Origin of the sequence: Sphingobacterium psychroaquaticum (assembly GCF_900177625.1) — a bacterium.
In the GTDB taxonomy this organism is placed as follows: Bacteria; Bacteroidota; Bacteroidia; order Sphingobacteriales; family Sphingobacteriaceae; genus Sphingobacterium; species Sphingobacterium psychroaquaticum.
On record NZ_FXAU01000005.1, the window covers coordinates 277,323 to 293,976 of the forward strand.

General features: G+C 41.2%; 9 protein-coding genes. 7 read left to right on the top strand and 2 right to left on the bottom strand.

From position 1 onward, the window contains the following. Nucleotides 1-32 precede the first annotated feature (32 nt). Complete coding sequence (locus tag B9Y69_RS14115) at nt 33-3,047, bottom strand: glycosyltransferase family 117 protein (RefSeq protein WP_085473621.1); 3,015 nt, start codon at nt 3,045-3,047, stop codon at nt 33-35. A gap of 271 nt (nt 3,048-3,318) precedes the next feature. Between B9Y69_RS14115 and B9Y69_RS14120 the strand changes: the two genes are divergently transcribed. Beyond that, complete coding sequence (locus B9Y69_RS14120) at nt 3,319-3,909, top strand: hypothetical protein (protein ID WP_085473622.1); 591 nt, start codon at nt 3,319-3,321, stop codon at nt 3,907-3,909. 62 nt (nt 3,910-3,971) lie between these two features. On the opposite strand, the gene B9Y69_RS14125 is transcribed toward B9Y69_RS14120, so the two are convergent. Then, complete coding sequence (locus B9Y69_RS14125; RefSeq protein WP_085473623.1) at nt 3,972-5,201, bottom strand: ROK family transcriptional regulator; 1,230 nt, start codon at nt 5,199-5,201, stop codon at nt 3,972-3,974. Nucleotides 5,202-5,469: 268 nt separating this feature from the next. Between B9Y69_RS14125 and B9Y69_RS14130 the strand changes: the two genes are divergently transcribed. The 6 genes from B9Y69_RS14130 to B9Y69_RS14155 all read left to right on the top strand — a co-directional run bounded on the left by B9Y69_RS14130 (nt 5,470) and on the right by B9Y69_RS14155 (nt 16,607). Then, nucleotides 5,470-6,765, top strand: a complete 1,296-nt coding sequence (locus B9Y69_RS14130) for an MFS transporter (RefSeq protein ID WP_234991250.1) — start codon at nt 5,470-5,472, stop codon at nt 6,763-6,765. 456 nt (nt 6,766-7,221) lie between these two features. Beyond that, on the top strand, nt 7,222-10,419 hold the full coding sequence (locus B9Y69_RS14135) for a SusC/RagA family TonB-linked outer membrane protein (RefSeq protein WP_085473624.1): 3,198 nt from the start codon (nt 7,222-7,224) through the stop codon (nt 10,417-10,419). A 12-nt stretch (nt 10,420-10,431) separates the two neighbouring features. Next, complete coding sequence (locus tag B9Y69_RS14140) at nt 10,432-12,123, top strand: RagB/SusD family nutrient uptake outer membrane protein (RefSeq protein WP_085473625.1); 1,692 nt, start codon at nt 10,432-10,434, stop codon at nt 12,121-12,123. 20 nt (nt 12,124-12,143) lie between these two features. Further along, nucleotides 12,144-13,829, top strand: a complete 1,686-nt coding sequence (locus B9Y69_RS14145; RefSeq protein WP_159451852.1) for a DUF5018 domain-containing protein — start codon at nt 12,144-12,146, stop codon at nt 13,827-13,829. Nucleotides 13,830-13,895: 66 nt separating this feature from the next. Next, nucleotides 13,896-15,284: a family 10 glycosylhydrolase gene (locus B9Y69_RS14150; RefSeq protein ID WP_085473627.1), complete on the top strand. Its 1,389-nt coding sequence runs from the start codon at nt 13,896-13,898 to the stop codon at nt 15,282-15,284. 6 nt (nt 15,285-15,290) lie between these two features. Beyond that, the gene (locus tag B9Y69_RS14155; protein ID WP_085473628.1) at nt 15,291-16,607 is read left to right on the top strand and encodes an alpha amylase family protein; all 1,317 of its coding nucleotides are present in this window, start codon (nt 15,291-15,293) and stop codon (nt 16,605-16,607) included. Nucleotides 16,608-16,654: the final 47 nt, after the last annotated feature.

The window sequence follows — 16,654 nt, forward strand, 5'->3', positions numbered from 1 at the left end:
AAGGGGAGCATAAATCATGCTCCCCTTTACTTTTATTCCGCTATTTGGTATCGTTGTTTGTAGTTGTTGTACACCGTGTTAACGGCAGCATACATTTCCTTTTGATCTGTCCCTTGCAGGATCGCGTCATAAACCTCCAAGGTTGCTAATGCTATCTGTATAGTTCGATAATCCAGTGTTGCTGGTTTATCTCGCGCCAATGTTTCCACATGTTCAACTTGTTCCTGAATAAATTCAATATTACGCTTTGTCAATTTGTTGGCCAGCGCTATTTCTTTTGTTTTGTATAACGTATCGACGATATCACTATAGTAGTAAGCTTCGCGTATACTATATGGTTTTTTTGATAAAACCTCCATCGATTTGAGGGCGACTTCGCGTGCCTTATCCAGCTGGCCGGCATGTTTTAGGGACGCGGAGGCTCGTGTATAGACATCTGGATATACAAAACCTTCCATAAATCGGCGTGCGTCTACGTCGATATGATCCAGCGTGTTAAACTTACCCCAACGGAAATTATGTATGGCATTTTCGTATAATTTCTGAGTGTTTACTAACATCTGTTGCGACTCTCCTTGGGGACGGGCGATGGGCAAGAGTTTCTTAACTAAACCTTCCTGGACTACGTACTTCTCTAGGCCTGCCAGATTTTCCGTTGGCAGGTAGTTGGTGAAATATATCGGCCGCTTCCAGTTGTTTTGCAGGATAATAGCCATTAAACTTAGCTCCGAACGCGTGATGTAATTCTGTGGATAATCCCATTGCATTTTATCTACAATAAGATTTTGCCATTCGGTCGGTACTGTATGATGTGCAAGGACAGCTTTTTTGTCAACCGGCATTTCAATCTTTTTCGCCGGTAAATAGTTTAATGGAGCTCCTTGTTGTGTTTGCACCTGATTCTTTGGGTTATCGGACGTTAAGAATGCCAGTAAGGTGTCTAAGTCGACATGGTTAGTGATCCCTTGGTCAATATAAGGGAGATAATCACGTACCCCTTCTCTTAATTTGTTAGTCTCGAAGCCCAGTTTTACAGGTTCTGCATCGTTTACCTTATTATCAAGTTGACGTACATACCAGTGCGATTGCAGATAGCTGAGGTTTACAATGCGTACATCTTTTCGTACCCCTTCCACCTCTTGTATATACCACAACGGGAAAGTGTCGTTATCAGCGTATGTAAACAAAATGGCGTTTGGTTCACATGATACCAGGTAATTGTATGCTACATCACGCGCTAAAGAACGCCCCGTTCTATCATGGTCTTTCCAGTTTTCACTAATCAGCAATACTGGAGCCGCCAGAAAACAGAGTACTCCAGCAGATATCGTCGCCGTTCGTAGAGACATTTTTCGTTGAAGAAATTCCGTTAAACCTACCGCGCCAAGTCCGATCCAAATGGAAAAGGCATAGAAGGAGCCGGCGTAAGCGTAATCGCGTTCACGAGGCTGCATCGGCGTTTGATTGAGATAAATAACGATAGCGAGACCTGTGAAAAAGAAGAGGAGTGCAACAATGCCTGCGAATCGACGGTCTTTGCGGATATGCCATAATAGACCTAAAATACCTACGAATAGGGGGAGCGCGAAATATACATTGCGGCTTGGGTCTGCTGTAATCGTTTCCGAAGGAGATTCACTAGGTGTACCGAGCGCATTGTCGAGCGGTTTTATGCCGCTTATCCAATTTCCATCTTTTGTGTTTCCATAATTTTGTTCATCGTTCTGCCGTCCAACAAAATTCCACAAGAAATAACGCGTATACATATTATTTACTTGATAGTTCAAGAAGAACTTTACATTATCGGAAAAGGAGGGCGACTGCCCTTCGGGTATCCCTAAATAGCTGCGGTAGTAATCGCTGTGTTTATCACTATACAGCCGAGGGAAAAACATTTCTTTGGTATAGCGATACGTAGGTCTTCCTTCCTTCTTTTCATATGTGTTCGTTCCTTTCTTATAGGTTTCTGAATAGGTCGCATCAGCGACTTGGGCATCAAAAGTTTGCCCTTTAAACAGGGGTTCTGTTTGGTATTGTTCACGAGAGATATATCCTAAAAAAGAAAAGATATTATCCGGCGCATTATTATTTAGGGACGGATCGGCTGCTGCACGTATGATCAGCATACTGTAGGACGTATATCCGAATAGTACAAAGCTGAATGCTAAGAGCGCCGTATTTAGAATCTGTTTTTGTTTACGAACACTATAAATCAGGGACCACACAATTGATCCAACAAGTAAGAACGCAAAAAATAAAACACCCGAACCAAATCCCATGCCCAGTTTGTTTACAAAGAAAACATCAAACCCTGCTGCTATTCGAACGGTGTATTGTATTACTCCCCAAAGAATGAACGCTAAAATTATGACGCCTATTCCTAGCGCTTTAGTGATTCCTTTTGCCGTAATACTCTCTTTTTGTTTAAAGTAAACGATAAGCGCAATAGCAGGGATAGTAAGCAGGTTGAGTAGGTGGACGCCAATAGATAGCCCCATGATGTAGGCAATTAAGATCAACCATTTGCTGGCGTCCTTTTCATGCGCACGCCGCTCCCACTTTAAGGCTAACCAAAATACGGCAGCGGTACATAGGGAGGACATAGCATACACTTCGGATTCGACTGCGGAATACCAGAAGCTATCGGTAAAGCTATACGCTAAAGCACCAATTGTGCCCGCTAGCATCACCAATGTCGTTTGTCCATTTGTTAGTGATGTCTGTTCTTTGAGGTATACTTTACGGGTTAGTGCGGTAATGGTCCAAAATAGAAAGAGGATAGTTAGTCCACTACAGATCGCGGAACCAATATTCATCGCATAAGCAATCTTAGTCGGGTCACCAAGTGCTAGGTTTGAAAATACATTTTGGATCATTAGAAAAAGCGGCGCACCTGGTTGATGAACAACTTGTAGCCTGTAGGCTGACGCAATAAATTCACCGGTATCCCACCAACTGGTATAACGGTCAGCGGTAAGGATGTACGTAAGTGTCGCTAAGATGGCACATAGCCACCCCGTAATGTTGTTGATCTTATTGTAATTCATACTAAAAATAATAATTGCGTTATGCCTTAATAGGATTGCCCATTTCTTGTTTTTGGACTATAGTGACAACCATCATATTAAATTAACTAAAAGAGAATAACCCAACAGGTTGATTAACATTATTTAACGTTTTTTATCCCGTTTAGGGGAAAGTTTAAGGTTGTTTTATACGGTTTAAAATGTCTTTAGACTTATTTTTATTACTGATGACAATCATATTTTTTCGTGGTGTTTGCGGTTACTTTTGAGTAGTAAATAAAAATCAAACACTATGAAAAAATTACTATTATCAATTATTGCTTTGGCTTTCATTGGGGGAACGGCAGTACATGCGCAAGGATTTAAAGGCAAGTGGTTTATTATGGGTGAGGCTGGTTACGGAACGCAGTCGGATGGAAATGTAAAAAATTACAGTGTGCTTCCTGTAGTGGGAACGTTTGTCGCACCGACTACGGTTGTGGGTTTAGGTGTAGGATACTTAGGGTCAGAAGATAAAACAGGAGTTTTGGCAGATGTGGTAAAATCGAATGCTTTTATTGCGCAACCATTGGTGCGTAAGTACTGGGGTGTTGCCGACAACTTCTTTATTTTTGGTCAGGCTGCAGTGCCGGTTACATTTGGTAAGGGTACCACGGAAGATAATGGAACAAAAGTAGAGCAGAAATTTACGGGATACGGTATTCAATTGTCTCCAGGTATTGATTATTTCTTGAGCAGTAAATTCTCTATTGAGGCTTCCTTTGGTTTAGCAGGGTGGACAGCCGTAAAACCAAAAGACGGTGAAACTTCAAACGACTTCAATATTGGAATCAACTCTGGCTTCCAGAATGGTTTGAAGTTTGGTCTTAAATACATTTTCTAGATTTTTAATCCTATTTAGTGCGTAAAAGCCAGCTCTCTGACAAAGAGGCTGGCTTTTGTTTATTATTCGATAATCGATAACAGTCGATCTCGTAGGATAAGACTTGCTCCGACCGCTGCATTTTTTTCGCTGTAAGGCGCCATCATAATTTTGGTGTCCTTGTTGACAATAGATAACGAATACTTATTGACAGCATTTTTAAGCGGCAGTGATAAATACTCTTCTGAATTAGCGAGTACGCCACCTATAATAATAAGCTCTGGGTTGAAGATGTTGATTAGAGAGGCGATTCCGCGACCTAGTTTTTCACCAATATCGTTAATCGCTTCAATAGCCAGGTTGTCATCCTTTTTTGCTGCTTGGATAATATCATTAAGTCGGATATCCTGTATGTTCTTGAATTTTTTGGTTAAGATACTGGTTCCGCCATTGTTTATCTCTTCAATAACTTTGTTGCGAAGTGCATAACCCGATGCCTCGGTTTCCAGACATCCTTTTTTACCACATTTACATATTTTTTCGTTATCAAAAATAGGAATATGGCCAAATTCACCGGAGAATCCTGATTTTCCATAATAAAGCTGTCCATTGATCATAATCCCGAGTCCGATACCGTTATCTACATTGACAAACAAAGTGTCCTTTTCCGTGGTAACCACACCATTGGAAAATTCGGCATATGCCAATGCCTTCGTGTCGTTTTCTAAGAAAGTCGGAATTCCTAACTCCTGCTCGAAGTAATTCGATAAGGGATCTTCATAGAAGTTAAAGTAACTGTATGAATAACCCGTCCGATAGTTAATACGGCCGGACAGGTTGATGCCTACACCCAGTATCTTCTCTGGTTTTATCGTTAACTTATTTATAAACTCTTTGATCTCTTTGCAAATACTTTGAAGCGATTGTTCATTATTCTCTAAGCGGAACGGGATTTCTTCTTTATAACCGATCAACTCTTTTTTGATATTGATCATGGCGATACTGATTTGGTCAGAGCCAACTTGTACGCCAATAAAAAAGGCGGCATTGCTTTCCAGTCCATAGGTACTCGCTTTCCGACCGATCCCGGAACTCGATTTACCATAATCTTTAACGAGCTTTTCAGCAATAAGCTCATTAATAGATTCATTGATCTTTGGGATACTTATGTTAAATTCTTTGCTTAATTCAGCAATGGTTGCTTGCTCATGAAGGGCAAAATGAGCAAGGATCTTTTTCTTGAGAATAACATTTTTATACGCTACCCCAGCTAAAGAAGCTTTATGTAAATCTGATAGAAAATTCGAACTCATCTTTGTTTAATAATTCAATTTAACTTTGTTTGGGAATAAATATAATAAAAAAGTTACTTAAGCGGTCAAATGTGCAAGTAAATTGTTTTTGCAACCTTAATTATTAAATTATTTTAATAATAAATTGGTTGTTACATTTATTTTTAATAAAATTGGCTTTTAATTCTGTTTCACCTATGAGAAAGTAGACAGAAGGGGAATCGGGCAACATCTAGGCTACTTGTTGTCCGAATTAACAATTTTTCAAACCTAATAAATAATAGATATAGTGGCAGATAATAAAGCAAAAGCGCTACATCCAATGTACTGGATTCCGACTACGTGGTTTGCGATGGGTTTACCCTTTGTAGCCCTTTCGGGAGCAAGCTCCATCATGTATAAGAACATGGGGATTTCGGATACCCAAATTGCATTTTGGACCTCTTTAATTATGCTTCCGTGGACATTAAAGCCTCTTTGGGGACCCTTTTTAGAGCTTTATAAAACGAAGAAATTTTTCGTATATATTACGCAGATTTTTACGGGCATTCTTTTTGGTCTCCTTGGGTTGACCCTTCAACTGGATCATTTCTTTAGTTTTTCTATTGCGATTCTGACGATTATTGCGATTAGTGGAGCTACACATGATACAGCTGCTGATGGCGTTTATTTGAATGAGCTGTCTCCCAAACTACAAGCTAAATATGTCGGCTGGCAGGGTGCCTTTTATAATGTGGCTAAAGTATTCTCTGGTGGAGCATTGGTTTATCTGGCAGGACAATTGGAACAAGAGATCGGCATAACCAATGCCTGGATGGTCGTGATGTTTGCCTACGGAATTATTATGCTCCTACTTGGCATTTATAATATGCGTGTTTTGCCTTCGAGCCAAGGTGTTGCTAAGGCCGGGAGTGTTCGGGAAGGGTTTGCGACGTTAAAAGATGTGATTATCAGCTTCTTTCAGAAGAAAAACATTTGGTACAGTCTCTGTTTTATTGTTTTTTATCGTTTTGCGGAAGGGCAGGCAATTAAGATTATCCCCCTGTTCTTTAAGTCAACACGAGCAGAAGGCGGCTTGGAGCTGACGACATCACAGATTGGTTTATTGTACGGTGTGTTCGGTGCGATTGCTTTTGTATTAGGGTCTATTGTTGCCGGAAACTTTATTGCCAAGCGGGGGCTGGATCGTAAGACACTTCTAGTTTTATGTGCCTTTTTTAACCTCCCATTTGCTGCTTATGCCTTTTTGGCGATTACCATGCCGACTGATTTGTACGTAATCGGAACGGCTGTTGTGGTGGAATATTTTGGCTATGGTTTTGGTTTTGTTGGATTGATTTTATTTATGATGCAGAATATTGCGCCAGGGAAGTATAAGATGGCGCATTATGCCTTCGGAAGTGGATTGATGAATCTAGGCTTTATGATTCCATCTATGATCAGTGGCTGGTTGAGCGATTTGCTTGGGTATAAGGAGTTCTTTATTTGGGTGTTAATCGCTACGATTCCAGCGTTCGTTGTTACCTGGTTGGTGCCGCTTCGGAAACCCGAGGAGATTGTGGGGGAAGAGGAAATTGCGGAGTAACTAACGTAAGTCGGTGTAAAAAAAGGCTGTATCTCATTTAGATATAGCCTTTTTTTATTTCAAAATATTATTTCTAATTGAGAATTAATATTTTGAAATAAAAAACTATCAACACATCTATTTTGAAAAAAAATTAAAATTAAATTGGATGTTTGACATTTTTTTTCTTATTTAGTCCTCATAAACACCTGATAACCCTTTTATTATGATAAGAAAAGTCCCCCATGTGCATGCATGTCTACACGGTTGTCGTGTATATTCTTGGCATGAAAAACATGTTCACCGATGTTTTAGCGGTAATAAATAATAGAAAAATTAAGAGAACATTATCTGTTTTTTCCTAGAAAGGGAGATTCAGATGAATATTTAACTACAAGATACCCGACTAACCAATGGGTAGTAAAAAAGCCAAATTATCGAAACAATTATTTACTAATTTTTTATAAACAATCATTTATGAAGTATTTAAACAGTATAGGTTCCTGTTGCTTACGGGCCTGTTTCTTACTTGTATTGTTGGTGCAAGGGTTTATGGTTCATGCGCAGGTATCCGTTAGTGGTACCGTTTTGGACGAACAGAATAGACCGTTGGCTGGCGTTACAGTAAAGGTTCGGAATGCGACGCAAACTGCATTGACGGATGCAAAAGGAACGTTCCAACTTCAATCAGAGAAATATCCAGCGGTTTTGGATTTTACCTATGTAGGCTATGAGGCAGCTAATGTGAGTGTGTCCAGCAGTCAGGCTATAGTGCTGCGTATGCAAACGAAAGGTTCAGACATCGATGAGGTCGTTGTAGTTGCTTACGGGACGCAGAAAAAGCGTAATGTTATTGGGTCGGTAGCGCAGATCTCTGGGGAAGAGTTGAGTAAAGCGCCCGCAATGAACATCACCAATGCTTTGGCTGGGCGAGTTCCGGGATTAACAACTTTGCAACAGTCAGGACGTCCCGGAGCTGATGATGCAACTTTGCGGATTCGTGGTATGTCAACGTATGGAAACAGTGCTCCCTTGATTATTATCGATGGAGTTGAGCGTTCTTCCTTCAGTTATTTGGATCCTACCGAGATTGCATCGATGAGTTTCTTAAAAGATGCGATATCTACAGCGCCTTACGGGGTGCGTGGATCTAGTGGTATTATCATGATTACCACGAAGAAAGGTAAAAGTGGAGCGCCTAAATTTTCTTATAATGGGGCGTTTAGCATTGGGCAAAATACGCGCTTCCCAGAGTTTATGAATGGTCCGGATTATATGGAATGGTATAATAAAGCGACTGATGTTGATAACGATTACTTGATTAACAACGGATTTGATCCTGTTCCGCAATTATATGCACAAGAATGGATTGATGCTTTACGTAATGGAACGAATACAAATCCTTTATTTGGGGATACCGACTGGATTGGATTGTTGTTGGGTAAGAATAGTACTTCTCAAAACCATAGCTTAACGATGACTGGCGGGGGTGAACATGTAAACTATTTTACCTCGGTATCGCATATGCTCCAAGATGGGGTGGTCGAGAATACGAATTTCAAACGGTATAATGTTCGCTCCAATGTGGAGGCAAAAATCAATCAATATTTGACGGCAGGCATCAACATTGGTTTACGCCAAGAGTTGGGGAATACACCAGGTATATCGCCGGATAATACGGCTTATATGAACCCTTTTTACCAAGCGGTTCGTATGCTGCCGAATATGCCTATGTATGCCCCTAATGGATTGCCTGTGAGTTATAACTCCAATGCAGGATATGTAAATCCAATCGCTTCTGTCCAGCAGTCTGGTTATCAGAAAGGCATTCGGAATGTGTTGGAAGGTACGGCAAACATTAATTTTAAAGTACCGGGAGTAGAGGGGCTGGAGATGCGTTTAATCACTTCCTTCGATTGGGCTGGTAGAGAAACAAAGAACTGGTTGACTCCCTATGAGACGATGGGACGTGCGCGGGAACAAGTAACGGGCGACTTCGTTTACATGACTACTGTACCCGGAATTTCGAAAAACTCTTTACGTCAGAGTTATAGCACATCACAACGTAAAACATTCCAACCAGCGATTTCTTATAATAGAACATTTAATGAAGATCATACGGTGGGATTGTTGGCGGTATATGATTATTCCAGGTCTCAAGGAAATATTTTCTCTGCAGGAGCTAGTAATCTGCCCATAACAATTCTTCAGGAAATTGATTTGGGAAGTTCGGATGAGCAGGATCGTGTGGCACCTACAGGGAGTAGCAATACACCTGAATCTAAAGCGGGTTATATTTTCCGCGGTACGTATGGTTACAAGTCACGTTACTTGCTAGAAGTAGCCAATCGTTGGGATGCTTCAGTATGGTTCCCAAAAAATAACCGTTGGCAGATGTTTCCAGCTGTTGGTTTAGGTTGGGTTGCGAGTGATGAGTCTTTCTTCAAGGAAAATGTTCCATTTATTGACTTCTTTAAAGTAAAAGCATCGTACGGAAAAACGGGTAATGACAGAGGGGTTCAACCTTTTCTATACTTATCTACATTTTCAATGACATCATCACCTGTGACGGTTATCAATGGGCAACCAGCAAAGGCTCTCTTTACAGGGGCTCCGCCTAATAGCGGGCTAAGGTGGGAAACGACTTTTACACGTAATATTGGTTTCGAGTCTAATTTCCTAAATGGGATGTTTGGTTTTGATTTTGAATGGTATTATAAGCATACCAAGGGTATTCTTGGGTCTGTGGGATCGCTATTTCCTCCATCAATAGGCGGTTATTTTCCTGAAACGGCTAATATTGGTGAAGTGGATAACAGAGGATTTGATGCACAGCTACGCTTTAATAAAAGCTTTGGTGAATTCCAAATGCGCCTAACCGGAAATCTGAACTGGGCAAAAAATCAGTACTTGAAGTTGAATGAAGGAGATAATATTCCATCATGGCAGAGTCTGATTGGCAAACCAATTGGAACCAAAATTGGATTTATTGTAGATGGGATGGTTCAATCATGGGAGGAAGCACGCAACACACCTTCACCTTCAGCAGGAATTGTGGCACCAGGTTTCTTTAAATACCGTGATTTGAATGGAGATGGACGTATTACGCGAAGCGATGATATGACCTATATGGGACGTCCAAACTTCCCGGAACTGATGTATGGTTTAAATATTGACCTGGCCTACAAAGGGTTTGATTTCTCTGCACTATTGCAGGGGGCTGGTCGTGCAAGTGTGAATTTAGCGGGTACCTATGAGGGTTCTTCAGGCACATCTGGTGTAGATGATAACTCGCCATTTACGCGTACATTTTATGGCTACGGGAACTCGCCATACTTCCTGATGGAAAACTCTTGGAGCCCTACAAATACCGACGCCGAATTTCCACGTATGACCGCGTATAAAGCACAGCTTTCACCGCATAATGCACATAAAAATTCAGGATGGGTTCGTAAAGGTGACTATCTAAGATTAAAATCGGTTCAGATTGGTTATACCTTACCAAAGCACTGGATCGGCGGGGCTAAGTTGCAACAGGTGCGTTTGTATGCCACAGGATCCAACTCATTAACGTTTGATTATCTCAAGTATTTGGATCCGGAAATGCCAAATGTAAACAATGGTTTCTATCCGCAACAACGGATTTATTCATTTGGTCTTAATGTCACCTTCTAACACGTTTGAAACATGAAAAATATAAAACAAATAAGAGCTTTACTTGCTGGGACGATGTTGTTGTCAAGTGTGGGTTTTTTCCAGGCATGTAAAATAGACATTCCGATGGTCGATCGCTATGTGGAGGAGGATATATGGAATGATCCTACTTCGGCAGAATTTTATGTAAATGGCTTATATGCCGAGTTTAAGAATTTTCAATTCGGACTATTCCCGGGTTTGGGCTATGATAATGCGACAGATGCGATGTCTGACATTATGAAGTATACGTCGACTACGGCAGGGAATGGTACGGTAAATATTTTAGTGTCTAACGCAAACCAATTCAGTGCAGGGAGTGTGGGTTTAAACTACTGGACCACCGGTTATGCGCGTATTAGACGTATTAATGAGTTTATGGATGGTTTAGTTAAAAAATCTAAACTGAGCGATGAACAAAAAATTAAATATGAAGCGGAGGCACGTTTTGTAAGAGGGTACACGTATTTCTGGTTAATGCGTATCCATGGAAGTGTTATTCTACGAGAGAATCTCGAGCAATATGCGAATAAGGATCAGGCACGTGCTAGCGAAGACGAGTGTTGGAATTTTATAGCAAAGGACTTTGCTTTTGCTGCCGAAAATTTAGGAAAAACAAATCTGGCCGGTCGTGCCACCAAAGGGGCTGCATATGGAATGTTGGCACGTACCTGGATTTATGCCGCTTCCATTGCGGAGAATGATCGTAAACAGTTCAATTCAGATCCGTTGACGGGGATTTCACAGGAAAAGGCCGTTACCTACTATACGAATGCGATGAATGCTGCAAATCAGGTGGTTTCTTTGGCCAATGAGGGTTTGTATGATTTGGATGCTGATTTTGCGTCGATCTTTACCAACAAGAATACCAAAGAGGCGATATTTCGCGTCGATTTTGTTGCACCGCAGATGACGCACCAATATGATTTGGGGTTTGCGCCTCCTGCTGATGCACCAGGGAATACTCTTGTTTATGGAGTGCCGACTGCGGAGCTTGTGAATGAGTTTGAGATGGCCGATGGAACAAAGTTCTCGTGGACTAATCCAGTACATAGTGCCAATCCATATGCAAATAGAGAACCACGTTTTTATGCTACCGTATTGCATCATGGTGCTACCTGGAAAGGACGTACGTTAAATCTCGCCGAGTCTAATTCGGAGGGTTTTATGCAATATGCTTCTATGGGAGATCCGAAAAGGACTGTTACGGGGTATTACGCTAAAAAGATGTTGGATCCCAAAAACACGAATTTTGTGGTTAACAAAAGCACCCAAAGTTGGATCGAACTGCGCTATGCCGAAGTGTTGTTGATCTTGGCAGAAGCACAGGCGGGCACCAATCAGCTTACAGAAGCTGTGGGAACGATCAATAAACTACGAAGCAAACGGGGCTTACCGGAAGTATTTTCGAACACTAAAGGAGGCGTTATGGCTTTAGTTGAACATGAGCGTAAAGTGGAGTTGGCTTTTGAAGGGCATCGGTTTTGGGACCTTAGAAGATGGCGTAAAGCGCACTTGGTGTTGAACGGCGTTCGTTTTACAGGACATAAATTTACAGGCAGTAGTTATCAGGTAGTTTCGGCCGATAATATCGATCGGAGTTTTACTGGTGCATTATACTATTTGCCGATTCCAGAAGCAGAGGTACAACGTAATAATGCTTTAGAACAAATCAAGGGATGGTAAATAAATTTAAAAGGCTAGAAATGAAAAATATATATAAAAATCCAGTGGCCTGTTTCATGGCCCTGGGTGTACTTTTGATTGCCTCCTGTCAAAAGGTGGAATACCGGGCACGTTATGAAGGAAACACAATTAGTGACGTGTATGCAACCTATGAGGGTAGAGGTAGAGATCGGGTTTTTGAAGGCCGTATCAGTAATGATACTGTTTATTTGGATATCGATTACTATTACCCGATTGATAGCGATAATGAGATGGATATTTCCAAAGTGTTGATTCGCGCAACCGTGCCATCGGACGCGATGGTGTCACCGTCATTAAGTGATTTTTGGGATTTGAGAACGCCCAAACCACTAACGGTTACTTCGGGGTCAGGTGTAGTAAAAAATTATGTTGTTGTCGCTAATAAGGCTGGAAACACGGTTGTTTCAAATGCTGTTTTGAATTATACCGACGAAGGGGGGAATGCGCAGGAGGTTCAGGCGATCATCATTGGGGATCGCATTAACTTCTCCGTGGTACCGGGGACGATCTTAAACAATGCTAAATTGTCTTATACCATCAACAAGCATTCCAGTGGTTCTATTGCGAATGGCGGGGCTGTTGACCTAAGTAGTCCAAAACCTTTTGTGGTATCGTCCGTAGGCAATGCGCAACGTAAGTATACCCTTCAATTGGTACAAGCGGTGAAGCTGGCTAAAGGTATTCGTCCGGGAAGTGCCAAAGTGCTTTTTGCAAAACGCTTGAAAGGTGATCTTGGTATTATGGTGGATGATGTTACGGGAGGTATCGCCGCTACAGGTAAATATGTGGTGTTGAATACACGTAACCAAAATAGTGTCTATATCAATGCGTTGACAGGTGAGAAAGTTGGTGAAATCGACTTAGGAGCCATTAAAGGAAACCTGAAGAATTTCTACACGACGGCGGATGATGGTGGAAATATATTCGTATGTAACCTCGCACCAAATGATGGGGCTGTTTTCAATATCTGGAAATTATCTTCAGTTACAGGTACGCCGCAACCATTTATTCAATGGAATACAGGAGGAAGAGGATTCGGTCGTAAGTTCTCCGTCATCGGTGATGTGAATAAAGATGCTATTATTACGGCTCCAGTGGTGGGTGTTTTATCAAGTAGTTTTGCGCGTTGGAGAGTGGTGAATGGCGCTTTGGTCTCCCAAACACCGGAGATGGTTACGATGACAGATTATTCATGGAGTAACAATAATATTGATATGATCCATACGTCGCCAACAAATGTTGCGAGTGATTATTTTGCTGCTGGCTACTCTAATAACAGATTGGTGAAGGTTAGCGGATCCACCAATGCAATTATGAGTTCATTGGCACAATTACCGACTAACTTTATTGCGAATGCGGTGGATTATATTGAATTCAACAATGCAAAATTTGTGGCATATAACCATGTGAACAGCTTCTCATGGGGATCGGCAGATCAAGTCTTCCTTATTGATACAGAAGGAGGTTTCTCCGGTGATCCTTCAGCGAACACTACACCAGGTTTAGTTTGGGCGCCGGAAAAAGGTAAGTACGGTCCAAGCGGTGCAGGCGGTAATGTCAATGGCAATGCAACAGGTGATGTTGCGATGACACTATCAGAGAACGGTTATTATATGTACCTGTATTTTATGTTTACCAATGGTTATGTCGTTGGTGTCCAGTTTGACTGTGTGGACATAAAATAAAAGGTGTATTAAAAGGTAAAACAAGGTGGCACGACTATGTCGTGCTGCCTTTAACATCAAGATATTATGAATTGTAAAATGATTATTTGGGCGTTGGTCTTTGTGTTGTTTTCTTCATGTAAGAAAGATAGTAAAGCTCCCGAACCTACTGATCCTGGAACGGAAACGCCGGAACCTGGCACACAGAAAAGAGAGGTCCTCGTTTGGGTGGATGCTAATTCCAATGTCTTTGGTACATATGGCCGTTTTAGTGATAAAAAAGAAATATCGGCTGTTTTAGATACCTTGAAGGACGCTGGCGTAACAGCGCTAGTTGTGGATGTGAAAGGAAGTTCAGGATACACCATGTATCCGAGTAACTATACGCGGGAGATGACGACGCGGGACGGAAAAACAAGGTTATCAGATTATGTGCCGTTTGTAATCTCCGAAGCGAAAAAAAGAGGGTTAAAGGTGTATCTTTCTATGGTTACTTTTGTGGATGGTGATCGTCGCGGGTTTGGGTATGTATACGATAATCCAGAGTACAGGAGTAAATACGAATCTATTGTTGTTAAAAATACGACAGGAACATTGGGTCCTATTTCAGAAACAGGAAAAAATGTTTTTGTTAACCCGGCAGCCGCCGAGGTGCAAGAGAAGGCGCTGAATATTATTAAAGAGATTGTTGGGAAATTTGACCTGGATGGAATGATCCTTGACTATGGTAGATATACAGATATATCGGCAGATTTTTCGCCCCTGAGTAAACAGCAGTTTATTACTTTTCTAGAGACGAAGTATAACGATGCACAAGCGAAGAACATGCGTTTTCCAGAGGATATCGTTGCTACATGGAGAGAGAGTTCCGGGCAGATTCTACCAGCCACAACAGGTAAATACTATAAGCAATGGCTAATTTATCGCGCACAAGTAATTAAGGATTTTATGGGTAAAGCACGAGCTGCAACCAAGAGTGTTAAACCAAATGTAGAATTTGGCGTTTATGTGGGAGCGTGGTATACGACGTATTATCAAGTGGGGGTAAACTGGGCGAGTAAAGAATACGATCCTTTCCAGGATTTCGAGGTTCGTTTTGATTGGGCATCACCAGGTTACGGTGCGACAGGTTATGCAGAAGAGTTAGATATCTTGATGACAGGTAACTATTTTACCCAAATCAAATTAGCTGATAATCCGGTTACCGCGGGATTGAAGTATCATTGGTGGAGTATTGAAGGTTCTCTAAATGGCATTTCTCACATTACAAAAAATAAAGTTCCAGTGTATGGTAGTATTGATGTTGGAAATGTAAGCTATGCTAATAAGGGTGAAATAACAAAAGCGATCAAGTACATCCTTTCCCGAACATCAGGGGGAATTATGCTATTCGATGTGGTTCACATGTATGCACCGCAGTACAATCAATTGAAACAACCGCTTTTTGATGCGGTTAAGGCTGGTATTAAAAACTAAACTTAAATGGTACGTTTACTTTCTTTATGTTTTATTAGTGTTTTTCTGTCCTGTACATCTTCAAAAGATACTGCGGGTGGGAACGATTATTTTGTAGAGCGCAATATCCTTTGGTTTGATGCAACGGCTAATTTCGATCGTTTTTGTAATAAGGATTCGATTACATACTATCTTCAAAAATCCAAAGAGGTCGGGATTACAGATGTGGTTGTCGATGTTAAACCGATTACAGGAGAAGTGCTTTATCCGAGCGCTATTGCTCCAGTGATGAAAAGCTGGGGGGAGGGAAAGATGGTTAAAGACACCACCTGGGATATGTTGAGCTACTTTCTTACCGAAGGGCATAAGCTTGGACTTAAGGTTCATGCATCAACCAATGTTTTTGTAGCAGGGCATAATTTCTTTGATCGCGGGGTTGTATACAGTGACTCCACAAAAGCAGCCTGGCAGACGATTTCCTATTTACCCGAAGGGTTTAAGCCAATTACAGAGCAGAAAAGTAAGTATTCGGCAATGATTAACCCTGCACTAAAAGAGGTTCGCGATTATGAGTTATCTATTCTAAAAGAACTTGTAACAATGTATCCGACGTTAGATGGGATTATCTTGGATAGGGTTCGTTTTGATAATTTGAATGCGGATTTCTCTTCGGAAAGTCGAGCGCTTTTTGAAACACATATGGGACAGAAGGTTGAAAATTTTCCGGCGGATATTTTCTCTTTTGAAAACAAAGAAAGAAAGGAAGGAAAGCTGTTTAAACCGTGGTTAGAATGGCGCGCCAAGATAATCCATGATTTTATTTATGAAACAAGAGATGCGCTTAAAAAAATAAATCCTAAGCTTATCTTTGGCGATTATACGGGTTCTTGGTATCCTTTGTATTTTGATGTCGGCGTGAATTTTGCAAGTAAATCCTATGATCCAAGTACTGAATTTGAGTGGGCAACGCCGAACTACAAAAACTACGGTTATGCCGAAGCTTTGGATTTGTTCACCACCGGTAATTACTATTTTGAGGTGGAGAAAACGGAATTGCTAACGCAAAAAGATACAACGAAAAAAACGTTGGAGTCCGGGTTGGTGGTGAAGAAAGAGGATTGGTATACCGTCGAAGGATCTGCGGAGCTTGTCAATAAAGTTACTATGGGGAAAACGCCTGTATATGCTGGGTTGTATGTCGAGCAATATAAAGATAACCCTGAGCAGTTTATTAAAGCATTGCAAATGTGTCGTGCCAAATCGAAAGGAGCGATGGTTTTTGATATTGTTCACATTATAAATTATGGCTGGTGGAATCACCTAGCCACGGGACTAAAAAAATAAAACACACGTTAAATATGTTAAAAGCGGAACCACCTGGTTTCGCTTTT

Excerpts from the sequence above, each read along its gene's own strand:
- B9Y69_RS14145 (WP_159451852.1), top strand. The coding sequence starts at position 12,144 with ATGAAAAATATATATAAAAATCCAGTGGCCTGTTTCATGGCCCTGGGT.
- B9Y69_RS14120 (WP_085473622.1), top strand. The coding sequence starts at position 3,319 with ATGAAAAAATTACTATTATCAATTATTGCTTTGGCTTTCATTGGGGGA.
- B9Y69_RS14125 (WP_085473623.1), bottom strand. The coding sequence starts at position 5,201 with ATGAGTTCGAATTTTCTATCAGATTTACATAAAGCTTCTTTAGCTGGG.
- B9Y69_RS14140 (WP_085473625.1), top strand. The coding sequence starts at position 10,432 with ATGAAAAATATAAAACAAATAAGAGCTTTACTTGCTGGGACGATGTTG.
- B9Y69_RS14150 (WP_085473627.1), top strand. The coding sequence starts at position 13,896 with ATGAATTGTAAAATGATTATTTGGGCGTTGGTCTTTGTGTTGTTTTCT.
- B9Y69_RS14135 (WP_085473624.1), top strand. The coding sequence starts at position 7,222 with ATGAAGTATTTAAACAGTATAGGTTCCTGTTGCTTACGGGCCTGTTTC.
- B9Y69_RS14155 (WP_085473628.1), top strand. The coding sequence starts at position 15,291 with ATGGTACGTTTACTTTCTTTATGTTTTATTAGTGTTTTTCTGTCCTGT.
- B9Y69_RS14115 (WP_085473621.1), bottom strand. The coding sequence starts at position 3,047 with ATGAATTACAATAAGATCAACAACATTACGGGGTGGCTATGTGCCATC.